This window comes from Bartonella sp. DGB1 (assembly GCF_041345015.1).
Lineage (GTDB): Bacteria > Pseudomonadota > Alphaproteobacteria > Rhizobiales > Rhizobiaceae > DGB1.
On the sequence record NZ_CP166769.1, the window covers coordinates 215,022 to 238,518 of the forward strand.

General features: G+C 31.6%; 23 protein-coding genes, 1 tRNA gene, 2 rRNA genes and 1 pseudogene. 21 read left to right on the forward strand and 6 right to left on the reverse strand.

The genetic code is table 11. From position 1 onward, the window contains the following. The first annotated feature begins 282 nt into the window (after window positions 1-282). The 5 genes from AB6T46_RS01000 (at window position 283) to AB6T46_RS01020 (ending at window position 5,397) form a co-directional block, all read left to right on the forward strand. Window positions 283-3,088 (forward strand): 23S ribosomal RNA (locus tag AB6T46_RS01000). 52 nt (window positions 3,089-3,140) lie between these two features. Further along, window positions 3,141-3,255, forward strand: a 5S ribosomal RNA gene (gene rrf / locus AB6T46_RS01005). A gap of 1,088 nt (window positions 3,256-4,343) precedes the next feature. Beyond that, a complete protein-coding gene (locus tag AB6T46_RS01010) occupies window positions 4,344-4,889 on the forward strand; it encodes a hypothetical protein (protein WP_370931597.1) in 546 nt (181 codons plus the stop codon). Continuing rightward, window positions 4,873-5,136 carry an outer membrane protein gene (locus tag AB6T46_RS01015; RefSeq protein WP_370931598.1) on the forward strand — a complete coding sequence of 88 codons (264 nt, stop codon included), beginning with the start codon at window positions 4,873-4,875 and terminating at the stop codon, window positions 5,134-5,136. Before AB6T46_RS01010 ends, AB6T46_RS01015 begins: the two co-directional genes overlap by 17 nt. Window positions 5,137-5,320: 184 nt before the next feature. After that, window positions 5,321-5,397, forward strand: a tRNA-Met gene (locus AB6T46_RS01020). A gap of 181 nt (window positions 5,398-5,578) precedes the next feature. On the opposite strand, the gene AB6T46_RS01025 is transcribed toward AB6T46_RS01020, so the two are convergent. Together AB6T46_RS01025 and AB6T46_RS01030 are read right to left on the reverse strand one after the other, a co-directional pair. After that, window positions 5,579-5,803 carry a type II toxin-antitoxin system HicB family antitoxin gene (locus tag AB6T46_RS01025; RefSeq protein ID WP_370931599.1) on the reverse strand — a complete coding sequence of 75 codons (225 nt, stop codon included), beginning with the start codon at window positions 5,801-5,803 and terminating at the stop codon, window positions 5,579-5,581. Window positions 5,804-5,907: 104 nt separating this feature from the next. Next, window positions 5,908-6,012, reverse strand: a complete 105-nt coding sequence (locus AB6T46_RS01030; RefSeq protein ID WP_370932029.1) for a type II toxin-antitoxin system HicA family toxin — start codon at window positions 6,010-6,012, stop codon at window positions 5,908-5,910. A gap of 269 nt (window positions 6,013-6,281) precedes the next feature. On the opposite strand from AB6T46_RS01030, the gene AB6T46_RS01035 reads away from it, so the two are divergent. After that, window positions 6,282-6,533: a hypothetical protein gene (locus AB6T46_RS01035; protein ID WP_370931600.1), complete on the forward strand. Its 252-nt coding sequence runs from the start codon at window positions 6,282-6,284 to the stop codon at window positions 6,531-6,533. A 981-nt stretch (window positions 6,534-7,514) separates the two neighbouring features. On the opposite strand, the gene AB6T46_RS01040 is transcribed toward AB6T46_RS01035, so the two are convergent. Continuing rightward, window positions 7,515-7,679, reverse strand: coding sequence for a hypothetical protein (locus tag AB6T46_RS01040; protein ID WP_370931601.1), 165 nt, complete (start codon window positions 7,677-7,679; stop codon window positions 7,515-7,517). 537 nt (window positions 7,680-8,216) lie between these two features. Between AB6T46_RS01040 and AB6T46_RS01045 the strand changes: the two genes are divergently transcribed. The 4 genes and pseudogenes from AB6T46_RS01045 to AB6T46_RS01060 all read left to right on the forward strand — a co-directional run. Beyond that, window positions 8,217-8,369 carry a hypothetical protein gene (locus AB6T46_RS01045; RefSeq protein WP_370931602.1) on the forward strand — a complete coding sequence of 51 codons (153 nt, stop codon included), beginning with the start codon at window positions 8,217-8,219 and terminating at the stop codon, window positions 8,367-8,369. Beyond that, on the forward strand, window positions 8,362-8,577 hold the full coding sequence (locus tag AB6T46_RS01050; RefSeq protein WP_370932030.1) for an AlkA N-terminal domain-containing protein: 216 nt from the start codon (window positions 8,362-8,364) through the stop codon (window positions 8,575-8,577). Before AB6T46_RS01045 ends, AB6T46_RS01050 begins: the two co-directional genes overlap by 8 nt. A gap of 339 nt (window positions 8,578-8,916) precedes the next feature. After that, window positions 8,917-9,051 (forward strand): hypothetical protein, encoded by a 135-nt coding sequence (locus AB6T46_RS01055; RefSeq protein WP_370931603.1) that lies wholly within the window; start codon window positions 8,917-8,919, stop codon window positions 9,049-9,051. Window positions 9,052-9,888: 837 nt separating this feature from the next. Further along, window positions 9,889-11,058: pseudogene (locus AB6T46_RS01060) on the forward strand (MFS transporter); the annotation flags it as partial. A gap of 86 nt (window positions 11,059-11,144) precedes the next feature. Here AB6T46_RS01060 and AB6T46_RS01065 read toward each other — a convergent pair. Together AB6T46_RS01065 and AB6T46_RS01070 are read right to left on the reverse strand one after the other, a co-directional pair. Beyond that, on the reverse strand, window positions 11,145-11,363 hold the full coding sequence (locus tag AB6T46_RS01065; RefSeq protein ID WP_370931604.1) for a hypothetical protein: 219 nt from the start codon (window positions 11,361-11,363) through the stop codon (window positions 11,145-11,147). 47 nt (window positions 11,364-11,410) lie between these two features. Beyond that, window positions 11,411-12,325 carry an MFS transporter gene (locus AB6T46_RS01070; RefSeq protein ID WP_370932031.1) on the reverse strand — a complete coding sequence of 305 codons (915 nt, stop codon included), beginning with the start codon at window positions 12,323-12,325 and terminating at the stop codon, window positions 11,411-11,413. Window positions 12,326-12,976: 651 nt separating this feature from the next. Here AB6T46_RS01070 and AB6T46_RS01075 point away from each other — a divergent pair. The 3 genes from AB6T46_RS01075 (at window position 12,977) to smpB (ending at window position 15,217) form a co-directional block, all read left to right on the forward strand. Further along, window positions 12,977-13,372 carry a MauE/DoxX family redox-associated membrane protein gene (locus tag AB6T46_RS01075; protein ID WP_370931605.1) on the forward strand — a complete coding sequence of 132 codons (396 nt, stop codon included), beginning with the start codon at window positions 12,977-12,979 and terminating at the stop codon, window positions 13,370-13,372. 484 nt (window positions 13,373-13,856) lie between these two features. Further along, on the forward strand, window positions 13,857-14,735 hold the full coding sequence (gene dapA / locus AB6T46_RS01080; RefSeq protein WP_370931606.1) for a 4-hydroxy-tetrahydrodipicolinate synthase: 879 nt from the start codon (window positions 13,857-13,859) through the stop codon (window positions 14,733-14,735). Window positions 14,736-14,746: 11 nt separating this feature from the next. Then, complete coding sequence (gene smpB / locus AB6T46_RS01085; RefSeq protein ID WP_370931607.1) at window positions 14,747-15,217, forward strand: SsrA-binding protein SmpB; 471 nt, start codon at window positions 14,747-14,749, stop codon at window positions 15,215-15,217. Between the two features lie 47 nt (window positions 15,218-15,264). Here smpB and rpoZ read toward each other — a convergent pair whose 3' ends face one another. Next, complete coding sequence (gene rpoZ, locus AB6T46_RS01090; RefSeq protein ID WP_370931608.1) at window positions 15,265-15,636, reverse strand: DNA-directed RNA polymerase subunit omega; 372 nt, start codon at window positions 15,634-15,636, stop codon at window positions 15,265-15,267. 114 nt (window positions 15,637-15,750) lie between these two features. Here rpoZ and AB6T46_RS01095 point away from each other — a divergent pair, with 114 nt between their 5' ends. The 8 genes from AB6T46_RS01095 (at window position 15,751) to rnc (ending at window position 23,471) form a co-directional block, all read left to right on the forward strand. After that, window positions 15,751-16,410: a uracil-DNA glycosylase gene (locus AB6T46_RS01095; RefSeq protein ID WP_370931609.1), complete on the forward strand. Its 660-nt coding sequence runs from the start codon at window positions 15,751-15,753 to the stop codon at window positions 16,408-16,410. 72 nt (window positions 16,411-16,482) lie between these two features. Beyond that, a complete protein-coding gene (locus AB6T46_RS01100; RefSeq protein WP_370931610.1) occupies window positions 16,483-18,744 on the forward strand; it encodes a bifunctional (p)ppGpp synthetase/guanosine-3',5'-bis(diphosphate) 3'-pyrophosphohydrolase in 2,262 nt (753 codons plus the stop codon). Window positions 18,745-18,755: 11 nt separating this feature from the next. Continuing rightward, window positions 18,756-19,334, forward strand: a complete 579-nt coding sequence (gene pyrE / locus AB6T46_RS01105; RefSeq protein WP_370931611.1) for an orotate phosphoribosyltransferase — start codon at window positions 18,756-18,758, stop codon at window positions 19,332-19,334. 250 nt (window positions 19,335-19,584) lie between these two features. Continuing rightward, window positions 19,585-20,928, forward strand: coding sequence for an oxygen-independent coproporphyrinogen III oxidase (hemN, locus tag AB6T46_RS01110; protein ID WP_370931612.1), 1,344 nt, complete (start codon window positions 19,585-19,587; stop codon window positions 20,926-20,928). Between the two features lie 5 nt (window positions 20,929-20,933). Continuing rightward, the gene (locus AB6T46_RS01115) at window positions 20,934-21,422 is read left to right on the forward strand and encodes a DUF2062 domain-containing protein (protein ID WP_370931613.1); all 489 of its coding nucleotides are present in this window, start codon (window positions 20,934-20,936) and stop codon (window positions 21,420-21,422) included. Continuing rightward, window positions 21,419-21,826 carry a holo-ACP synthase gene (gene acpS / locus AB6T46_RS01120; protein WP_370931614.1) on the forward strand — a complete coding sequence of 136 codons (408 nt, stop codon included), beginning with the start codon at window positions 21,419-21,421 and terminating at the stop codon, window positions 21,824-21,826. The genes AB6T46_RS01115 and acpS overlap by 4 nt, the downstream gene beginning before the upstream one ends. A gap of 126 nt (window positions 21,827-21,952) precedes the next feature. After that, window positions 21,953-22,756, forward strand: coding sequence for a signal peptidase I (gene lepB / locus AB6T46_RS01125; RefSeq protein ID WP_370931615.1), 804 nt, complete (start codon window positions 21,953-21,955; stop codon window positions 22,754-22,756). 28 nt (window positions 22,757-22,784) lie between these two features. Further along, window positions 22,785-23,471 carry a ribonuclease III gene (gene rnc, locus AB6T46_RS01130; RefSeq protein WP_370931616.1) on the forward strand — a complete coding sequence of 229 codons (687 nt, stop codon included), beginning with the start codon at window positions 22,785-22,787 and terminating at the stop codon, window positions 23,469-23,471. Window positions 23,472-23,497: the final 26 nt, after the last annotated feature.

A 23,497-nucleotide genomic window follows, 5' to 3' on the forward strand; every position in this document is an offset into this window, starting at 1 on the left:
TTGAATATGTTATTTATGTTATATACCGATTCTTTAAGTTTTGTTATATTATTAAATAATAATTAGATTACTATAGTTATTATTTGATTATTGGCTACTTCATATCTATGAGTAGAAGCTCTATGAAAATTGAATAGAAGATATATTTGGATTACTTAATAATTAAGTAATGTCGCATTCCGAGCTCAAGGAATGCACCATGATTTCTGTATAACTGTCAGAACCGAATATATCTCAAGAAGCTGGTCTTTTTGTTAATATTAAGATATTAGAAATGAGAATGATCAAGTGTCAAAAGGGCATTTGGTGGATGCCTAGACATGCACAGGCGAAGAAGGACGTGATACGCTGCGATAAGCTACGGGTAGGTGCGAATAACCTTTGATCCGTAGATTTCCGAATGGGGCAACCCACCTTTAATTGCTAAAAGATCTAAGTAGGGGATTTCTCCTATTTAGATTTTTAGCAGTTAGTATAAGGTATCTACACCTGAATATATAGGGTGTAAGAAGCGAACGCAGGGAACTGAAACATCTAAGTACCTGTAGGAAAGGACATCAATAGAGACTCCGTTAGTAGTGGCGAGCGAACGCGGATCAGGCCAGTGGATATATAAATTAAAGTGGAATAATCTGGAAAGTTTAACCAAAGAGAGTGATAGTCTCGTACGCGTAATAATTTATATGTTCCTAGAGTAGGGCGGGACACGTGAAATCCTGTCTGAACATGGGTCGACCACGATCCAAGCCTAAGTACTCGTGCATGATCGATAGCGCATAGTACCGTGAGGGAAAGGTGAAAAGTACCCCGACAAGGGGAGTGAAATAGTACCTGAAACCGGATGCCTACAAACAGTCGGAGCCCAAGATTCGTTCTGGGTGACGGCGTACCTTTTGTATAATGGGTCAGCGACTTAGTCTAGCGAGCAAGCTTAAGCCGATAGGTGTAGGCGTAGCGAAAGCGAGTCTGAATAGGGCGTTCAGTTCGTTAGATTAGACCCGAAACCGAGTGATCTAGCCATGAGCAGGCTGAAGGTAAGGTAACACTTACTGGAGGGCCGAACCCGTATCTGTTGCAATAGATTGGGATGACTTGTGGCTAGGGGTGAAAGGCCAATCAAACTCGGAAATAGCTGGTTCTCCGCGAAATCTATTTAGGTAGAGCGTTAATTGAATACTCCAGGGGGTAGAGCACTGGATGGGCTAGGGGTCCTCACCGGATTACCAAACCTAACCAAACTCCGAATACCTGGAAGTACTGATTAGCAGACACACGGTGGGTGCTAACGTCCATCGTGGAGAGGGAAACAACCCTGACCACCATCTAAGGTCCCCAAGTTATGGCTAAGTGGGAAAGGATGTGAAGATCCCAAAACAACCAGGATGTTGGCTTAGAAGCAGCCATCATTTAAAGAAAGCGTAACAGCTCACTGGTCTAAATAAGGGTCTTTGCGCCGAAAATGTAACGGGGCTAAAGCCATACACCGAAGATGTGGATATGCATAGCATATGGTAGCGGAGCGTTCTGTAAGCCTGCGAAGGAATAGTCGTGAGACGTTCTGGAGGTATCAGAAGTGAGAATGCTGACATGAGTAACGATAAAGGGAGTGAGAGACTCCCTCGCCGAAAGTCCAAGGGTTCCTGCTTAAAGTTAATCTGAGCAGGGTTAGCCGGTCCCTAAGGCAAGGCCGAAAGGCGTAGTCGATGGGAACCACGTTAATATTCGTGGGCCAGTGGGTAGTGACGGATATCGTAAATTGTAAAATCTTATTGGATTGATTTTGCAGTGAAGATGTCCCAGGAAATAGCTCCCACATTATTGACCGTACCCTAAACCGCCACAGGTGGACAAGTAGAGTATACTAAGGCGCTTGGAGAGAACTACGTTGAAGGAACTCGGCAAATTGCACGCGTAACTTCGGAAGAAGCGTGACCTTTTTATGGGCAACCATAAGGAGGTGGCACAGACCAGGGGGTAGCGACTGTTTACCAAAAACACAGGGCTCTGCGAAGTCGCAAGACGACGTATAGGGTCTGACGCCTGCCCGGTGCTGGAAGGTTAAAAGGAGAGGTGCAAGCCTTGAATTGAAGCCCCAGTAAACGGCGGCCGTAACTATAACGGTCCTAAGGTAGCGAAATTCCTTGTCGGGTAAGTTCCGACCTGCACGAATGGCGTAACGACTTCCCCGCTGTCTCCAACGTAGACTCAGTGAAATTGAATTCCCCGTGAAGATGCGGGGTTCCTGCGGTTAGACGGAAAGACCCCGTGCACCTTTACTATAGCTTTACACTGGTATACGTGTTGGCATGTGTAGGATAGGTGGTAGGCTTTGAAACCTAAGCGCCAGCTTAGGTGGAGCCATCCTTGAAATACCACCCTTGTTAACATGTGTATCTAACTGCGTTCCGTTATCCGGAACCAGGACAGTGTATGGTGGGTAGTTTGACTGGGGCGGTCGCCTCCTAAAGAGTAACGGAGGCGTGCGATGGTGGGCTCAGAACGGTCGGAAATCGTTCGTCGAGTGCAATGGCATAAGCCTGCCTGACTGTGAGACATACAAGTCGAACAGAGACGAAAGTCGGTCATAGTGATCCGGTGGTCCCGAGTGGAAGGGCCATCGCTCAACGGATAAAAGGTACGCCGGGGATAACAGGCTGATGACCCCCAAGAGTCCATATCGACGGGGTTGTTTGGCACCTCGATGTCGACTCATCGCATCCTGGGGCTGGAGCAGGTCCCAAGGGTATGGCTGTTCGCCATTTAAAGCGGTACGTGAGTTGGGTTCAGAACGTCGTGAGACAGTTCGGTCCCTATCTGCCGTGGGTGTAGGAATATTGATAGGATCTGTCCCTAGTACGAGAGGACCGGGATGGACGTATATCTCTGGTGGACCTGTTGTGGCGCCAGCCGCATAGCAGGGTAGCTATATACGGAAGGGATAACCGCTGAAGGCATCTAAGCGGGAAACCCACCTAAAAACTAGTATTCCCTTGAGAACCGTGGAAGACTACCACGTTGATAGGCTAGGTGTGGAAGTGTGGTAACACATGAAGCTTACTAGTACTAATTGTTCGATAGGCTTGATCATCTCATTTCTTATATCTTTTTATTAAGATCAGCTTCTATATGATATTTTTAGACTTGGTGGTTATTGCGAAGTGACTGCACCCGATCCCTTTCCGAACTCGGTCGTGAAACGCTTCAGCGCCAATGGTACTTTGTCTTAAGGCACGGGAGAGTAGGTCGCTGCCAGGTCTAATAATATCATATCAATTTTTATAGATATTTAGATAATTAGTTACAGATTAAGCTATTAAAGTTAACTTTAATAGCTTTTTTGTTATCTAAAATATTTGCTTTAGACGGTTTAAAATTTATTTAGCTTGGAGATAAGCAACTTAATATTAAATTTTAAGTTAGCTTATTAAGCTGTTTTAAGATTAAATTTTTTAACAAAAACTACCTAAAATTAATATTATTTTGATATCATTATCACTTAATAATTAAATATATTCTGCATCGAGATAGTAATAAAAACTGATGAATGATTATTATTTTATCTGCAATAAGCTAATGTTGTTACGATAACTACCGCGGATATATAAGTTATAGATGGTTATTTATGACAACCTCTAAGAGATAATCCTTTCTAGGAGGTTGTTGCTACAGCATTATTATATTAACTGTTAGCTATTATTGGTAATATATAAAATTGATTTTAATTAGATAAAAGTTAGTTAATAAGTTAAGTAAAGTTATTTGCTTTATTAATTATACCTATACTTTTTATAAGTATTTATTCTGTAACTTAAGATGGCGTGCTAGCAGAGAATATTTAATAACATACAATTAGCTGTGTTCTGGTAGGGGTAAAGTTGTTGAAAAAAATAGCAAAGTTGAGGCTATATCTGTAGCAGTAGAAATAGCTAAAGATATTTATGAATTGACTAAACAAAAACCTTAGTATTATAGATTTATAAAAAGATTAACATTCTAAGTTAGAATCTTAATAGTGAACTTCAACTTATAAGAATAACAATGAGAGTTTTAAAATATTAATTGCCGTATTTTATGATATTCGTGCTGAGTTTTTTCATCGCAATTATTATTTAAATTTGTTACGTTGGGTTAATAGCATATTGAATATAATTATACCAACGGGTTGTATCTCCTTGTTGTTCTTCTATTATCTGTTAATTTTATGGTAAATACTAACCTTACGGTTTGCTAATATATATTGATATAGTTATGCTTAATATAGATTAATAGATCCTGATATTTATATATTTCTTTATTTAGCTAATATAGCATATATAGCTTATAGATTTAATAAAGGTAGTTTTTTGATAAAATTATTATCAGTTAATATTAAATTCCTTTTTTTTTTAATTATAATTAATCTTTTTTTGTTCAGTGCTAATTTTGTTGTAGCAGTTAATAAAAAGCCTAATTTTGACTGGAGTGGCAAATATATAGCGGTTGGGTTTAATTTTTCTAATATATCATTTAAAGGTTTGCATATATTGCAATCTGCTCGTACAGATAATTATAGTTCTTATGAAAGTAGTTACTTTTTTCCACGAGCATCACAAAATAATTTCAATATAAATTTTTTATATGGCCGTAATTTATCGTTAAAGGAAAATATTTTATTTAAAAAAGAAGTTTCATTAAATTATATGCTTGTCCCTAATATTTATAACATAGATTATAAGGTAATTTTTACAGAAAAATCTGCTGATAAAGCTGAGGAACAATCTAATCTTGCTTGTTTAGGATATTTTAATCAAATTATATCAGGTAATTTATTAGGTGGGTTAAGTTATCATTATAAAAAATTTAATAATTTTATTATGATAGGAGGTAATTTTTTTGATGTTATCTTATAATAAAGATGGCAGTAAAATTGATAATTTTACTATTTCAGGTTTAGTAAGTTTAGGTGTTGAATATGGTTTTTCTGAACATATCTTTTTAAGATTAGAATATTTATTTAATTTTCCGCTATATATTAAAAATTATTCTTTTTCGCCATTTGTGAATTTTAGGAAAGATAATATGGTCACAACAGATAATATTATCTTTGATAGCATATCTTCTAATAATATTAAATTATCTTTAATTTATAAATTTTAGCAGGTATTTTTGAGCATTTGATTGAAAAATATATTTAACTAATCAATAAATCTTCTTAACCACATTAACCACAAAAGTTATCAGATAACTTTTTAGGAGACTTAAAGTTGGGGATATAGTCAGATAAGTAAGTAATTATTTGACATGATATTAAAATTACTCTATAATTCGCATAGTAAATTGTCGCGGGGTGGAGCAGCCCGGTAGCTCGTCAGGCTCATAACCTGAAGGCCGCAGGTTCAAATCCTGCCCCCGCAACCAATCTTCCATCTTCCATCTTCCATCTTCCATCTTCCATCTTCCATCTTATATATTTTGTTATATTCCGTAGCTAGGTTTAATATAAAAGTATCCTGACCAAAGCAAATAGAAGATTATCTGAATATTATATATAAGCCAAATAATTTACAACTATATCAAGCTCTTTTTATAATTTAGCTGGTCATGTTATTGGAATTCTCTTTGCGTGTTTATCAAATTTACTTACATCAATATTAACAGACGCCCAAATTCCACCATTGCAATCTTTATCATTTAAGTAATTTGATATAGATTTATGTAAAGGAATATCTAAATTCTCATCTACTAATAGTTGAAAATGTGCTTTTAAAGCACTATAAGCTTCTACTACGGTATCTTCAAAAGTACTCTCCCTGCAAAATAACATCCTTCTACGGCAAAAAAAAAACCACTATATCCACTATTTGATTTATGTATATAGGCAAAATATAATATAATTACTCCTAACCCTTATTTTAAACTAGCATCTTTTTAAATTTTATTTAAAGTACCTTTAGCAATATCTTTTTTAGGATGTGGAACAGTAACAACCTTACTAAAATTTGTGTGTTTAAATTGATGATGACTTCTAACAATTTTTTTTAATCTTCACCCAGACTTTTCTAAAAATTTTATACATATGCTATGCATATTTTTATATTTAAAAAAAAATAGGTTGCGGTATTTTATTAGTAAATAATATTAAAATATTTTTTTAGATAAAAGTTTACTGAAAATATGTAAAAAGGCTGTTTAAATTTTAATAATTATATACACTAAAGAAAAGATTTTCACTAAAAATAATTTATTTAATTAAGTATTTTTGTTATAGTTAATTTAGGTTAATATGTTAAGGCTTTTATATTATGAGGACTAAACTTGATAAATTATTAGATGAATGTAAAACCGAAGAAGAAGTCTTTGAGCTTATAGATAATAATCCTGAAATAATAGCTGAAGATTTATTAGAAAGAGGACATCGTATTATTTATTCTGTAGATGATCTACCTAAAAATCAATTTGTAATGGAATATCCAGATGGTAAAAAAATCATTGTTACTAATGGTCCAAATGAAACTATAGTAGAGTTAGGAGATTATCATGAAAGAAAACAATAATATCTATATACAAAAAATAAAACTTAAATTATGGGTTTTTGCTGGGTATTAATGGGCCGGTAAGATTACAATATAAAGAAAATTTAGCAAAGACTGATGCTGTAGTAGTATAATTAATAGATAGGGACGTAAGTTAAATATATTTATATATGAGGTAAAGAAAATTTAACTTAAAATGTGGTTGGTTAGCGTGTAAGGTTTGAAAAATGCAAGGTTTAAAAATATTAGTAAAAACATTCATGCTATTCACTTTGGTTTTGATAGTAACATTACTAATTAAATTTTTATTCTATTTAATTTAGTTTTTTTAAGAGAAGTTTGGTTAATGCTTAGTTGGAAGTCTGCGTTAAAATTGGAGAATGGATTATATGGTATAGTAATTTATATTAGTTATAATATAGCTGGTATTTTATTTAAATATGTCATAAAGCCTTATTTAGATGAAAACTTTTCTCTAGACGGTTGGCTGCTTAGTTTATTAAGCAGCTTCCTAGGATTTTAAGAATCTAATTATATGAATTTTATCCATTAGAATATCTATTTTTAAGTTATTTTTATGTTTATAATTTTGTTAAGTTCTTTTAAAATTTTTTTAATAAATAGATAGATATATAACTTTGTAATTAACAAAGCATAGAATTTTACAATCTTGGATTAATAAAAAATCTAGCCATAAAAAAGATAACGAAAAAAACTATAAGTTTATAGGTTTCCAAAAAATATTAGAAATAATAACCTATGCTAAGACGAGTGCTATGTTGATTAATGCTCTTTAATTATAAATTGTGCTTATTGATGAAGATAGTTCTCTATTAAATTCAAGTATGGACGATTTTTTCTTTTGATTAGAAGTTATACTATTATAGAGATATTTTGCTATAGCGATAGTCTGCTCGCACGAATAGATTTCGTTTTATATTCAACACCTGCTTTTAATAGCTAGCCAAGATATAATTTATTATCATCAATTTTTACTTTTAGCTAATTATCTAGAATTTTTTCATTTATGGCGAAAAGATTAGCATATTTTTTATCATTTATAAGTAGATTATATATTATATTTATTCCACCTGCAAGATAAGGTAGAAAATTTCCTAAATTCCATCTCAATTGAGTCCGTAAAATTCTATCTAAATAGTGATTCAAAGGTAATTCTATAGATTTAAAATTTTATTATTAGGTGTATGGGATAAAGGTAACAAGTTAGCTGCAAATGTTTGACCTATTGAGAAAACTGAACAAAGGATCGTATAATAAAGATATTTAAACTTTATGGTAAACCCTTATAATTATATTGTTTCTTAAGTAAGCTACCGTTTAGTTGCTTTTTGTACGTATCTAATTTTAAAAGTTTTTATATTATATATGTTTATATGCATTTTAAGATATTTAATTATTGGATATTTTAAAATATTGATTAAAAAATACATTTGGTATGAGAGCCATATAGAAATATCTTGCTATATAAATAATTAGCCTTTTAAATATAAAATTGTATCTTGCTAAGTTAATGTTTTGATCTATGGTTATAATTTTGCTGAGCAAAACAATTGTTTGAGATAGACTAGCTGAGAATCATAATTAATGAGTTTAGTAATAAAGATTTACTAAGTTATTATTAGTTATAAATTTTGCAAGGACAATTAATCTGGATATAGTCTGTAATAACAGGTGTATAGTAAAATGAGAGAATTAATTATTCCAAACTTTGAAGATAATATTGAAACTATTTCTGTAAAAATACCTTACGTAGGTCATTATGACTGGGACTATTTTTTAAATTTTCAAGAGAAAAGATTGATTGATGAGATAGAAAATATAAAAGGTAATAGCTAGCTATAAACGCACAATTAAAATAGATAATATCAAAGGTGTTTTTGAGATTCAGCCAAGCGAAAATATGTTTAATATAAATTTATCAAAATCATTTTTACCTATATTGACTATTGTATTAAAAAAAATTTCTTTAATATTTGGTTTGATGGATGACACTAGTTATATTGAAAAGCAACTAAAAAAAATTTATATCCATTCATACAAGTAAAATCTGGAATACATATACCAGGAGTATTTTCTGCCTATGAAGCCGGTGTTCGAGCAATATGTGAACAACAAATTTCTATTTCCGCAGCAAATAAATTATTAAATCAATTCGTTTTATTATTTTCTACAACGGATGAAAATGGTAATCGGTTTTTCCCTGAACCACATGATGTAACCATACAAGGATTGGATCAGATGAAAACGATGCAGTCGAAGAAAAACACATTATTTTTATTTTCTCAGTGGTGTATTTTAAATGATATAAATTTACATATTAATGATCTCTGATTAAGTAAAAGGTATTGGAAAATGGACGCTTGATTATATTAAATTAAGAGCAATGAATGATCCAGATATATGGATGGGAACAGATTTAGCAATAAAAAATCTTATAAAAAAACATGGATCTTTAGATATTAACGCTGCCTCTCCTTGGAGGAGTTATTTAACCCTCCATTTATGGAATAATTTATAATATATCAAGATTGACTTAGTGAAAATCAGAACAGCCTTTAAGGGGGTATTTTTCTAGCACTTTAAATATTTATAAATAGGTTATCTATATTTCTTTGTTTGTCTTACTAAACTAATGATCAAGTCGTTAAAAGAAGTATATTTATTAGTAAGAATATTATAATAGTAAATTATGGTTAATACTAGAGAATAGGCGCTTGAATTTATAATATTATTAATATTGTCAAATAATATAGTTATTAAATACTTGTAATTTGTATAATTCTATATTAGCTTATCTGGTTAAGGTATTGCGAAAGGTATAGATATGGAATGTAAGTTTCTTCATGAAAGGTTAAGTTAAGGTTGGTTTATAAGAATTGTTAATCAGTAGTTGCTAGGGCTATTAGATTATAGATGTTCTTAGGGGGTATATAGATTGTTAGAATATGTTGTTTATAAAAGATCTGTAGTTAATACCGCTCTCGCACATATTCAGATAGTTAGCACCACGCCTCTTAACGAAGAAGCTTGACGCTAGAACTATACTTTAAGCTCCTACAATCATGTGCTAATTTAGCTTTGGCGAAGTCGTTGTTGAAAAAGCGATGTTATGTTGTAGGATTCTAACGTAGATAAAAGAAAGTAAAAAAAATAGATATAGATTATTGATCAGAGGAAAAGAGTGGAATAAAATTCCCTTATTTTTTTGCCCTTCTATGTGTTTAAGGAACTGCGCTATAAATCCTCTTTTGTTGCTATATCTAATAATTGTCGAGAGGTGGAATTCCAATGTCTTTGATATCTCCAAATTATTCAGTAAAAATGAAATGTTTTTTTATTAGCTGCAACCTCTGTTTTTACGTCTTTTACTGTTTGGAAAGGTATTTTTATTTTATATTTGTTAGATGCAGGTTTATCTAGTGGTGAAATCTCCATTTTACAAGTAGCATTGTTTTTAATGGCTTTTTTCTTTCAAATCCCCGTGGGAATGTTTGCTGATAAATTTGGCCGCAAAAAAAAAAGTATTTTTATTTTTATAATATTGTTACTTATCAATACGGTTGGTATGATAGTAACGCAAAATTTCTTTTTACTTTTTATTCTTTTTTGTATTTATGGGTTAGCAATTTGTTTTGAATCTGGGTCAAGCGCATCTTTGCTTTATGATTATTTAAAGACAGAAAAATGTAATCATTTGTTTGAATATTATCTATCTTGTATTAGGATGTCATCAACTTTTTCATTGAGTATGTCATTTTTAGTAGGCGGTTATTTATATGAATTATCTGGTTGGTATGTTTATGGAGTTTATGCTATTTGTTTAATCATAAGCTTGCCTTTTTTATATTTTATAAAAGAACATCTTCCAAGTAAAATACAGGAGGATAGTGTTGTTAATGCTTCTGAGCCAGCTGTTGAGAAAGTTTCAGTATATCAGTTTTTAACAAATAAAGAACTACGTCCGTTTATAATATTTCTTATGGGGGATAGTATATTTATTGCCAGTTTAACACCTTATTATATTTATGCGCAACAAATGTTTGCTGATTTGAACTTTAGGGGGACGCAAATTGGGCTAATGTATTCGGTTTTGGAAATATTAAGCTGTGTTATGTTTTTTATTTCTGGAAAATTTAAAATACAAGATAATTTTTTGCGTTATGCTTTTTTTACAATGTTGGTCACAGGAATTATAACATCGCTTAATTTATTAGTTATACCCTGGTTGTCTTTTATTCTTTTCTTTATTGCTTTTACAGCGCCAGATCTTATTAGTGTGCATACTGCTACTTATACTCATGATAGGTTAGAGCCCGCCATTAGGGTAACTTTATTAGGTGTCGAAAGTTGTTTTTCAGCTGTTGTGGTTAGTTTTTTCTATCTTTTCTATGGTGTTTTAAATACTTATTTCTCTATGGCTTATGTAATTGGTTTATCTAGTATGTTTATGTTTATGAGTGCAATAATTACTTTAGGTATAATTATTTGGGAGAGAAAGAGACAAAATACATTAAATGCGGTTTAAGATAGCAAAAGATATTAAATGATAACTTTATTGAGAAGAAGAATTATAATGCTATGTAAGATCTATAAGCGGGTTTAATATAGATTTTACATAGCACTTGATTTCTTACTATTAGTAAAGTTTGGACGCTTTAAATATAAAATTAGTAAAGAAGCTAATAAAAATCCTACAATTGAACATATTAAAAATGCCAATGGTGTTCCTATTTTATCAGCTAGAATTCCTGCTAAAATAGGGACTATTGCCCCAATTACAATTTGTTTTCTGTAACTTTTAGCAAAAGCCTCTGCTACTGACTTGATCATTAGAGAAATTTGTTAACAAACTGTAACAACTCATGCTAGCAATGATGTTAGAAAAAATATGAGCAAAAAAAAAATAATAATAATAATATTATTAAAGAAGTGGTTAGTGGAATAAATAAATAACATATAATAAAAGCTGCCATACACGTTATAATAAATAACGAGGTTTGATTTTTATAACGTTCTTCTTTAACTACGAAGGGTCCAAGTAGTTGTCCTAAACTTCGTGCTAATAATAAATAAAGTATAATATCTTTTTTAGTGCTTTGTACTAATGTAGGTAAAAGCGATATAGCTGGAGTGCCAACTATAGTTAATGCAGACATTAAATAAAGGCTAGCTATTTGTTTAGAAGATAAATTTTTATCTAAATTTTTTGCATATATCTCCTTCTTGGTAAGAGTAGCTAAGCGTGGAAGGAATAATATAAATATAATAGATAAACTATAACCGATAAGATTTGCTATTAAGTAACTAGTATTAGATATAATATCATATAGAAACACGCCAATACTCATACCAAATACAATATGACAAGCAAATATTATGGTATCTATAACTACAGCTGCACCAATATCTTCTTCTTCAAGTAGAGCTTTTGTGTAATGATTAATGCTAGGTATTAATATACCAGCAGCAAATGATGCTGTAATGCCAGAAAATTGCAGAATAGTTGCTGAGCTATAAAATATACCATACCAGGGAATTAATAAGCCAATCGCGCCAATTACTTCAGCAATAATCAAACAATATTTTACTTCCATGTAAGATAGCATATGTTTGCCAAGTATGCTTCCAATGAAACCAGGTGTTATTGATAGCATAAATGCTAAAGTAAAAGAGGAGGGGTTTGCATTTAACTTAATAAGTTCGCCAAAAACCATAACAGAGGTTAGACCGGCGCCTATGGAGCTGAAAATAAATGCTAATATAAGAGTTCTTAACCAAGAATATTTATATATAGACTTTCATAATATTGAAAACATATTAACTAATCCCTTTTTTTTTACTTGTTCTTTATATTTCAAACTATAATTAAGACAAGTTATTCACTATCAAGAGACATTAACAAATAATTTTAATTATGTAAAGTGTCAGTTTTTTGTATGTTTTAATTATATAACTAAGAATAGTTTATGTATTAATGTAAAGATAGTTATTATAAATATAGTAATTAGAATTTTATTGTAAGTTACGGTCTTTTGGAAGATATGTACTAAATATAAAGTTTATCTCCTTTGCTAGATCAACCCGATAAGCTATTGGAAGAGGCTATAACAAGAAATGCTATTATTACGAGTATAGTAAAATATTACGACAGAAATCACTAATAACATTTAAAGTAAAGGCGGTAAAGTTTATTGCTGTTTAGTTATAAGTAAAAAGGGATGATAGCAGAATTAGCTAAAGATTTTTTAAAAATTAAAGCAAGGTCTATTATTTTCTTATTATTTTGTGTTCTAGTTATTTAACTTTTATTATCCAATTCTTTCTTGATTTTGAAAATTAGTTATGTTTAATTATTCACTTTATTATCGTTAGCGTTATAATATATTATTTATAACTTGAATATGTTACAATTTGTATTGTTAACATCAGATTAAGAGGTTATTATGTATAATATCAAGTTTAAATTACCGGATTTAGGTGTTTATAAACCCTTAGCTGTAATAGGTATGATTTTATGTCTAGTTTCGTTTAGAGGGGCTGATGATATACATGGTTATATGCTAAATTTTATGGCTGGTTTTTTTATTATTTTTGCTACTTTTAAACTTTTTGATTTGAATGCCTTTCAAAACGCTTTTTCTAAATATGATATTGTAGCTGAAAAATATCCATTGTATGGTTATTTTTATCCTTTTATTGAGTTGATTTTAGGATTAGCATTTTTATATCGTTTTTTAATAACTGTTGCACTTTTTCTAGTGCTTGTAATTATGTCTATAGGATGTGTTGGTGTTATTAAGGCGCTTGTTAAAGGAGAAAAATTAACCTTGTTTGTTTAGGGTTAACGTTTAATCTACCTATGTCTAAAATTACTGTTTTTGAAAATGTTACTATGATTATAATGTCGGTATTTATGTTGTTTTTCGTTTAAGATAGCTATCAGTGCAAGTTGGTTTTATATTATAATTAACTTGCACTGATAGATATAACAATTGGTTAGTATTTCGTTATATTTTAGTAAATAGTCCATTTATCTATACATTAGTGTTCATTAATGTTTGTCGTGTAATTGATTAATATATTAAGTGGGGGTTGTTGTTATATTTGAGCTTATAAGTTATTAATATTAGAGGATAACTTATAATTAATTTTATTTATGTAGTTGCTGTTATGCGGTATCAGGGTGATCTATATTCAACGTATTTAGTTAAAATGTGAATAGAATAAAATATTAACAGTTTAATTACACCTTTATAAGATCTCTTGTTAAACTATATGAAGTAATGTAATAATTATTTTCTTACTACTATTATGGAGTTTATAATGTTTAAAGGTGCAATAACGGCTTTAGTAACGCCTTTCACCAGTGATAATAAAATAGATGAAGAGGCTTTTAGAAATTTAGTAGAATGGCAAATTAGTGAGTCGATACATGGGCTGGTTCCCTGCGGTACTACTGGAGAGTCACCAACTTTGTCTCATGACGAGCATAAAAGGGTGATAGAACTATGCGTAAAACAAACAAAAGGAAGAGTGCCCGTCATAGCTGGTGCTGGATCAAATAGTACTTGTGAAGCGATAGAATTAGCAGAACATGCACAAAAAGCCGGCGCTGATGCTATATTAGTAGTTAGTCCTTATTATAATAAACCTAGTCAAAAAGGACTATTTGAACATTATAAAAAAATAGCAAAATCTGTACAAGTTCCCTTAATTATTTATAATATTCCAGGTAGATCAGTAATAGATGTTGTTCCTGAGACTATCGCCGCACTGCGAAATGAATGTAATAATATTATAGGAGTTAAAGATGCTACTTGCGAGGTTGCTAGGGTAACAAGACACAGAGAGATGTGTGGTAAAGATTTTTTACAGTTTTCAGGGGATGATTCTACTTCTTTAGGATTTAATGCGCATGGAGGCTGTGGTTGTATATCTGTAACTTCAAATATTGCTCCAAAATTATGCGCTACTTTACAACAAGCATGTCTTGATGGTGATTATCATAAAGCACGTGAAATACATGATAAGTTAGCAGAATTAGATAGAATTTTATTCATCGAACCTAATCCTACCGGGGTAAAATATGCTTTATCCAAATTAGGTAGAATTAAACCCTTTGTTAGATCACCTTTATATGAAATAGAAGACGCCCTGAAAGTTACAATCGATGCAGCATTAATTAAAGCAGGGTTGCTTTAAGGGGGGGTTATATGAAAAAATTAAAAGAAGTAAGGAAGTTATTAGCCGAAAATAGAAAAGCGCGTTTTAATTTTGAGATTTTAGATGTATTTGAGGCTGGTCTTGTTTTGACTGGAACTGAAGTAAAATCTTTGCGCGTAGGACAATCTAATATAGCAGAGAGTTATGCTAGCTTTGAAAATGGTGAATTTTGGTTAATAAATTCTTATATTGCTGAATATACAGAAGCAAACAGATTTAATCATGAACCAAGGCGATTGAGAAAATTATTAGTAACTAAAAAAGAGGCATTTAGGCTTTTTCATGCCGTATCTCGTGATGGTATGACTATAATACCACTAAAGTTATATTTTAATAGTAAGGGTAGAGTAAAATTAGAATTAGCTACTGCTAAAGGTAAGAAAATATACGATAAACGGGAGACTGATAGAAAAAGAGATTGGGATAGAGAGAAAGCTAGATTATTGCGTCATACTCACTAATATAAATAATATTTACCTGTAATATTTATATTAGTGAGTATTTCGTTTTAGAAATTGTCATTCTGTATAGGTTGTTCTAACTGTTCCAGTTGTTTTAACAATTCTTCTTCACTTAACTGATCAAAGTCTTTGTTATTCTTATCAGTTTCAGCAAACATATTATAAGTTTCAGCGCAATCAGGTTCATCAATTTCTACATGTCGCTGCATAGAGTGGATAAGATCTTCTTTTAAATCCTCTGGTGATAGAGTGTGTTCTGCCATTTCTCTTAATGCTACAACAGTATTTTTATCATTATCACGTTCAACAGTGATAGCATTCCCTTGCGATATTTGTCTTGCTCTGTGAGCAGCTAACAATACAAGTTCGAATCGGTTAGCTACTTTATCAATACAATCTTCAACCGTTACACGAGCCATATTAGTGATCTCCAAAAAAATTTATTTACAATATAATTTATTTTTATTCTTTTTACTAGTATTTTTTCTTAAAAAATGTAAAATGTCACCGAAAGTATAATTATGTGATTTGTAATGAGGAAAGTAAATAATAATATTTTGGTTCCTAATATACCTTGTAAAATTTGTATAAGGTTATATAATTTTTTGCAACAGCAGCAATTGAAAAACCCAGATTGGTATAATGCTCCTATAACTAGTTTTTTACCAGTTAATCAGCCTTATCAGAGTGAAATTTTAATTGTAGGTTTAGCACCAGGGTTACAAGGGGCTAATCGCACAGGGCGACCATTTACTGGAGATCATGCTGGTATATTACTATATAATACCTTAAGAAAATATGGTTTTGCTATTGGAGATTATGATCCTGATGCAAATGATAATTTGCAATTAGTTAATTGTATTATTGCCAATGCGGTGCGTTGTGTTCCACCACAAAATAAACCAACGACAGATGAAATTAATAATTGTAGAGGTTTTTTAGCTTCATTGATTGAAAATTTACCTAACTTAAAGGTTATTATACCTTTGGGTACTATTGCTCATAATAGTTTATTAAAAATCTTGAAGCTAAAAATTAAAGACTATCCATTTAAACATGGGGCTTTAGGTCAATTTGAGAATAAATATATTTTATCTAGTTACCATTGCTCGCGTTACAATACTCAAACTAATAGGCTCACTACACAAATGTTTGAGGATATTTTTAGCAGAGCAAAAAGTTTAATTAGTTAAAATTCTTGTAATCTTAGCAAGAAAAATGCTAATATCCATGGATATTCAAGTAGTTATTAGGAGCGGCATGGCATGATGAGTTGTTGCGAGTTAATCGCAAAGGTTAAATCATATAAAACTGATGTAAATGAAGAACTACTCAGAAAAGCCTATGAATTTGGATTACGCAAACATGGAGCACAGAAACGAGCTTCTGGTTTGCCTTATTTCTCTCACCCTGTAGAAGTAGCTAATATAATAACAGATATGCGCTTAGATGAGAAAACTATCGCGGTAGCTTTATTGCATGATACTCTAGAAGATACTAGCGCTACAAAAGCTGAATTAAATTTATTATTTGGTAAAGAAATAGGAAGATTAGTCGAAGGGGTAACAAAATTACAAAAATTAGACTTTATTTCTCATAAAATAGCACAAGCAGAAAATTTAAGGAAATTATTATTAGCAGTTTGTGATGATGTAAGAGTTTTATTGGTTAAATTTGCCGATAGATTACATAATATGCGTACCTTAGACGTTGTTAGGTTAGATAAAAGACTTAGAATATCTGAAGAAACGTTAGATATTTATGCTCCTTTAGCTGGAAGAATGGGGATGCAAGATCTGCGGGAGGAGTTAGAAGAAATATCATTTAGATATGTTAACCCTGAAGCATGGCAGCTAATCCAAGATAAATTAGCTATGATGACGTATAAAAATCAAAATTTAATTTATGAGATTGAACATAGTTTAGCTGTGGAATTAAAGAAAGCAGGTATTGAAGCCGTTGTATACGGAAGAAAGAAGGCCGCATGGTCTATTTTTCGTAAGATGCAACGTAAAGCTTTGTCATTTGAACAATTGTCTGATATTTATGGTTTTAGGGCTATAGTTAAAAATAAAGAGGATTGTTATAAAACGTTAGGTGTCATTCATGTTAATTGGTCTGTAGTTCCAGGAAGATTTAAAGATTATATATCTACTCCTAAGCAGAATGGTTATCAGTCTATTCATACGACGATAGTAGGTCCTTCACGTCAAAGAATAGAATTGCAAATAAGAACTAATTTAATGCATGAAATAGCTGAATATGGTGTGGCTGCTCATGCATTTTATAAAGATGCATCTTTACAGGAAAGAGCCAATGCAGATTTATCACCTTTTTCTAAAAATGATGAAAAAGGATTATATAATTGGTTGCGGTTAACAATACAATCTTTATCCGATGGAGCGCACCCTGAGGAATTTTTAGAAAATACAAAATTGGAGTTATTCCAAGATCAAGTTTTTTGTTTTACTCCACGTGGAAGATTGATATCGTTACCTTATGGAGCTAAACCGTTAGATTTTGCTTATGCTGTGCATACTCAAATAGGTAATCATTGCAGTGGTGTAAAAATTAATGGTTGCGTAATGTCGCTAGCAAGTGATTTATGTAATGGGGATGAAGTGGAAATATTATGTTCGCCATCTGTTGTACCTTCTCCGAGTTGGGAGGCTTTGGCTACTACGGGTAAAGCGCGTGCAGCTATTAGACGCGCTAGCAAGGCTGCAGCTAGGCGACAATATGAAGCTTTAGGCACACAATTATTAGAAAAAAAATTTTCTGAAGCAGAAAAAATTTTTTCCAGAGAAAGTTTAGGCTTAATACTAGCGCGTTTAGATAAACAAAATATTGAAGATCTTATAATTAGTGTTGGTTGTGGTGAGATAACACCCGTTGATGTATTAAAAGCGCTTTATCCTAATTATAAGGAAGAAAGATATTACGCAAGTAAAGTAAAAAATAATCTTTCTCTAACAGATGTAACTGAAAGGCAAAATGATGATAAATCAAAACTATCAGTTAATTTCTATGAAAAAGATAATCTTAATAGTAAAACAAATAAGATATTAGCTATTAAAGGACACAATAAAGATTTACCGGTTAAATTTGGTGTTGGTGGCGCGGTTCCAGGAGATAGAATTGTTGGTATTTTAGAGCCTGGAGTAGGAATAATTATTTATCCTATTCAGTCAACTGCTTTAACAAAATATGAAAATGATCTTGAACGATGGGTTGATGTTAGATGGGATTTATCCAAAGATAGTGAGGATCGTTTTGCTGCTGTTATTAGAATTATAGTCGCCGATAATGTAGGACTTTTATCACAATTAAGTACAATAATCTTTGAGCATGACGTTGATATTAAAAATATTGTACTTAATAAATTAGCTGAGGATTTCTATGAAATATTTATAGAGTTAAAAGTATGGAATTTAGCAAATTTAAATACTTTAATATCTAGGTTAAAAATTGTAGAATCTGTACGTGAGGTAATTAGAGTTTTTGATGAAATACCGTTTAAGAAATAAGGAATACATAAATGAATGTAAGTGAAGTAATAGATATTTTTAAAGAATCTGGTGGTTTATTAGAGGGGCATTTTATTTTAACTTCTGGATTACATAGTCGCATTTTTTTACAAAAAGCACGGGTTTTTATGTATCCAGATAAAACAGAGAAATTAATGAAAGCTTTAGCCGAAAAAGTAAAAGAAGCTAATTGGGGAAATATAGATTATTTAGTTGCTCCAGCAGTAGGAGCTATTATTCCTGTGTATGAAATGTCACGTCATATGAAAGTACCAGCAATTTGGGTAGAGCGTGAAAAAGGACAATTTCAATTGCGGAGATTTGCTATTAACCCTGGTGCAAGAGTAGTTGTTGTTGAGGATATAGTAACTTCTGGTTTATCCATAAAAGAGACTATAAAATGTATGCAGGATCTTGGAGCAGAGGTTATAGGAGCAACTTCTATTATTGACAGGTCAGCAGGTAGGGTAAATTTAGGAGTTCCATTCATTCCATTATGTGAATATGATGTTCCTGCTTATCAACCTAATGATTTGCCAGAAGATTTGCGTCAGATTGAGGCCATTAAACCAGGAAGTCGTCATCTTTAATAATGTTGATAGAGTCTCTCTATCCTCGTTACATCTGCTAGAGAGGTAAATTTAGGGTAGCATTTAGTTTACTTATGTGATTATGTTGAAGCTACTTATTTAACTGTTTGATTGGGTCACATATTTGTGAAAGATTGAAGCAATTAAACTATGAAGCAGTGATCTTGTTAATGAAATATTAAAATAATACTAGCTTTTAGTTAGTGAAATAGATTAAAACAATATCAATTATGCTTTTAAATGGTAAATTATGAAACAAGAGAAACTTTTATTTTATGCAACTCAGACTATACCTAGATATACCTCTTATCCTACAGCGGTAGATTTTTGTAATGAGGTTAATGAGCAAGTTTATGCTGAATGGTTGACGCAACTTAATGATAATGAACCGCGTGAAATATCATTATATTTGCATGTACCTTATTGTAAGGAAATTTGTTATTATTGTGGTTGTCATACTAAAGCAGCTATTCGCGAAGAAGTTATACATAGTTATGCCACATTGTTAGTAAAAGAAATTGCTCTTTATCGTAATTATTTAAAAAAACCTCTGAAAGTTTCTCATATTCATTGGGGCGGAGGTACTCCTTCAATATTGGGATCGTCTGGTTTATTATATGTAATGGATGCGTTACAGGAGCATTTTCTTTTAAAGGATGATTTAGCTCATGCAATAGAGTTAGATCCAAGAACTTTAACAGCTGAAATTGCTGATGCTTTAGTGAAAATGAGAGTTAATAGAGTGAGTTTTGGTATTCAAGATACTAATCTGAAAACTCAAGAAGCAATTGGAAGAATACAGTCTTTAGCTTCTGTTAGGCAGGCTTTAACCTTGGTTCGAGAAAGAAATATCAATGCTATAAATTTTGATTTAATTTATGGTTTACCTTATCAGACCTTGGAAAGTTTAACAGAAACTTGTAATCTGGTAGCTGAATTAAAACCATCTAGAATTGCTTGCTTTGGGTATGCGCATTTACCGCAACGTAGAGCTAACCAACGGTTGATAAAAACAGAAATTTTACCTAAGGCGCTAGAGCGCTTTCAACAAGCAGATTTAGTTGAAAAAATATTATTAGAACAAGGTTATGTGTCGATAGGTATAGACCATTTTGCTCTTCCTGATGATGAGTTGGCTAAAGGTTTGGAAAGTAAAAAAATACATAGAAATTTTCAGGGCTATACGGATGATAACAATAATATTTTGTTAGGCCTAGGTTCTTCGTCTATATCACAATTACCGTTGGGCTATGCACAAAATTTTGTAGATCTTCATAGTTATGAAAAATCTATTAAAGCAGAAAAATTACCTATTGTAAGAGGCTATATTCTTAAAGGAGAAGATAGTATTAGAGCAGGAATTATTAAAAACTTAATGTGTCATTTCCAAGTTTCGCTAACTGACTATGCTCCTTTGGAATTATTTAAGAAAGAAATTGAACAGTTGAGTACGTTGATAGATGATGGCTTAGTGGAATATTCTGACGGTATAATTAAGGTAACTAAAGTAGGTCGCCCATTTGTGCGAGCAGTCGCCGTTTTATTTGACCAATTCAGACAAAAGATAACCGCTAAATTTAGTCCGGCTATTTAATTAACATGAAAAAAATTTGGAATAAAATAATTAAATCTTATTGGGAGCCTTTATTGAGGCTTAAGACTAGTCCTCATAAAATAGCTTTAGGTGTTGCTATTGGGGTGTTTTTTGCTTTCTCACCATTCTTTGGTTTTCATATTTTTTTAGCTGTGTTATTTACGTGGTTTTTTTCTGCTAATATTACCGCTGCTGTTATTGGTACTACGGTTTCTAATCCTTTAACCTTGCCAATTATGTTAAGTGCCTGTTATCATGTAGGTAAATATTTTTTTAATGTATTAGATATAAACGTTAAAAATGAGGAGATAAGTAATTTATCGGTTAGTCATATATGGCAAATGTTGCAGACATTAGATTTTTATTATTTTTGGGATTCTATTTTTAGATATATAATGTTTGGATCCTTATTTTTAGGAATTTTATTTGCTATTATATTTTATTTATTAGTTCTTTCTTTAGTAAAGAAAGTTCAACATAAGATTAAAAAGTGAAAATAAATATGATATTAGGTATTGGTAGTGATTTTCTTAATCAAACGAGGATCGCAGAGATTATTCATAAGTATGGTCAAAAATTTATTAATAGGATTTTTACCGAAGATGAAAAAACCCTAGCCGGTAAATATAAGGATCCTATAGCTTTTTATGCTAAACGATTTGCTGTTAAAGAGGCTGCTGCAAAAGCCTTAGGAGTAGGAATAGCTCAAGGTGTTTCATGGTTAGATTTTCAAACGATTAATTTAAATTCTGGACAGCCTATATTAAAAATCTCTAGAGTAGCTGAAGAGATATTATTAACTAAATTACCAGAAAATTACAAATATATAACACATGTTACAATAACGGATGATAAACCATGGGTGCAAGCATTTGTAATTATTGAGGCGGTAAAATAATTAACTAAATTAAGTTATATTGGTAATTAAGTTATTTAAAATACTTGGGTAAATTTATGAGTTACGCTCGTAACTCTATTATTTTTGTTATATGGTAAGCAAGGTAATAATTTTGGTGGATATAAAATGTCGTTAAAGAAAAAAGTAAAAAAAGAAACAGCAGTAAATGACGGTTTTTGGGGCAATATAAAAGCTTTATTATATGCTGCTTTGATAGTATTAATAGTTAGAAGCTTTATTATACAGCCGGTTAAAATTCCTTCGGGGTCTATGCGTCCTACATTGCTAGTAGGAGATTATTTATTTATTTCTAAAATGGCTTATGGATATTCTAAATTTTCTATTCCCGTGACTTTTGATTTTTTCTCGGGGCGTCTCTGGGGTAGTGAACCAAAAAGAGGAGACATTGCAGTATTTCGGTTGCCTTCAGATAATTCAGTTGATTATATAAAAAGAGTAATAGGATTACCTGGTGAAACTGTTCAGTTAATTAATGGGCTAATTTATATTAATGGTAAAGCAATTGAAAGGCAAAAACTGCCTGATTTAAATGATAAAGATGTGACAGATATTAATGGACCAGTGGAATTATATAAAGAAACATTACCTAATGGAGTAAGTTATAATAGTATTTATATTTTTCCGGAGTCAATTGCGAATAATACTAAAGTTTATAGAATACCTGAAGGACATTATTTTATGTTAGGTGATAATAGAGATAACTCTCTTGATAGTCGATTTGAGGTAGGATTTGTTCCATATGAAAATTTCATAGGTAAGGCTAATATAATATTTTTATCTTTAAATGATGTTGCTCGCATATGGGAAATATGGAAATGGCCTCTTGCTATTCGTTATAATAGGTTGTTTACTTGGGTTAGTAATTTAACTTATGGTGATGTGGAAACTAACTTAAAAGATGAACGTTGATAAGTAATAGGAAAGATATGTTAGTATAATGAATTTGCGCTTGAGTGATAAAATAGAGCTTGAAAAAAAGATAGGGCATAAATTTAAAAATTTACAAAGATTAGAGATAGCTCTTACCCACTCTAGTCTTCAAAAAGGTAATAATTATGAAAGGCTAGAATTTTTAGGAGATAGGATTTTAGGTTTAGCTATCGCCGAATTAGTTATTAAATTATTTCCTGAGGCAACAGAGGGTGAGTTAGCTGTAAGATTAAATGGGTTAGTTAATGCTGAGGTGTGTTATCAGATATCTCAAGAATTAGAATTGTCTAAAGTGGTTAAATTAGGTGCGGATGTTAAAGCTTTAAAAGGTACTAGATCTGTTAATATTTATGCGGATGTTTTAGAAGCTTTAATAGCTGTAATTTATTTAGATGATGGTTTACCAGCTGTCTATAATTTTGTAAAAAAATATTGGGAAAAGCGCGCTTTACAACAAGGAGCAGAAAGAAGAGATCCAAAAACTCAATTACAAGAATGGGCTCATAAATGTAAATCTGAACAACCTTTATATCGTTTATTAGAACGTAAAGGACCAGATCATGATCCTTTTTTTAAGATAGAAGTTAGAGTGAAAGGTGTTGCTCCGGCTGAAGGTGAAGGAAATTCTAAAAAAATGGCAGAACGAGATGCAGCAAAAAATATGCTTATTAGGGAAAAAGTATGGGAAAATTGAGAAAGTAATGTTGTGGATGAGTTAGA

Excerpts from the sequence above, each read along its gene's own strand:
- AB6T46_RS01035 (WP_370931600.1), top strand. The coding sequence starts at position 6,282 with ATGAGGACTAAACTTGATAAATTATTAGATGAATGTAAAACCGAAGAA.
- AB6T46_RS01065 (WP_370931604.1), bottom strand. The coding sequence starts at position 11,363 with ATGATCAAGTCAGTAGCAGAGGCTTTTGCTAAAAGTTACAGAAAACAA.
- AB6T46_RS01115 (WP_370931613.1), top strand. The coding sequence starts at position 20,934 with ATGAAAAAAATTTGGAATAAAATAATTAAATCTTATTGGGAGCCTTTA.
- AB6T46_RS01045 (WP_370931602.1), top strand. The coding sequence starts at position 8,217 with ATGAGAGAATTAATTATTCCAAACTTTGAAGATAATATTGAAACTATT.
- pyrE (WP_370931611.1), top strand. The coding sequence starts at position 18,756 with ATGAATGTAAGTGAAGTAATAGATATTTTTAAAGAATCTGGTGGTTTA.
- AB6T46_RS01075 (WP_370931605.1), top strand. The coding sequence starts at position 12,977 with ATGTATAATATCAAGTTTAAATTACCGGATTTAGGTGTTTATAAACCC.
- rnc (WP_370931616.1), top strand. The coding sequence starts at position 22,785 with ATGAATTTGCGCTTGAGTGATAAAATAGAGCTTGAAAAAAAGATAGGG.
- AB6T46_RS01055 (WP_370931603.1), top strand. The coding sequence starts at position 8,917 with ATGAATGATCCAGATATATGGATGGGAACAGATTTAGCAATAAAAAAT.
- AB6T46_RS01100 (WP_370931610.1), top strand. The coding sequence starts at position 16,483 with ATGATGAGTTGTTGCGAGTTAATCGCAAAGGTTAAATCATATAAAACT.
- lepB (WP_370931615.1), top strand. The coding sequence starts at position 21,953 with ATGTCGTTAAAGAAAAAAGTAAAAAAAGAAACAGCAGTAAATGACGGT.
- dapA (WP_370931606.1), top strand. The coding sequence starts at position 13,857 with ATGTTTAAAGGTGCAATAACGGCTTTAGTAACGCCTTTCACCAGTGAT.
- AB6T46_RS01025 (WP_370931599.1), bottom strand. The coding sequence starts at position 5,803 with ATGTTATTTTGCAGGGAGAGTACTTTTGAAGATACCGTAGTAGAAGCT.
- rpoZ (WP_370931608.1), bottom strand. The coding sequence starts at position 15,636 with ATGGCTCGTGTAACGGTTGAAGATTGTATTGATAAAGTAGCTAACCGA.
- hemN (WP_370931612.1), top strand. The coding sequence starts at position 19,585 with ATGAAACAAGAGAAACTTTTATTTTATGCAACTCAGACTATACCTAGA.
- AB6T46_RS01095 (WP_370931609.1), top strand. The coding sequence starts at position 15,751 with ATGAGGAAAGTAAATAATAATATTTTGGTTCCTAATATACCTTGTAAA.
- smpB (WP_370931607.1), top strand. The coding sequence starts at position 14,747 with ATGAAAAAATTAAAAGAAGTAAGGAAGTTATTAGCCGAAAATAGAAAA.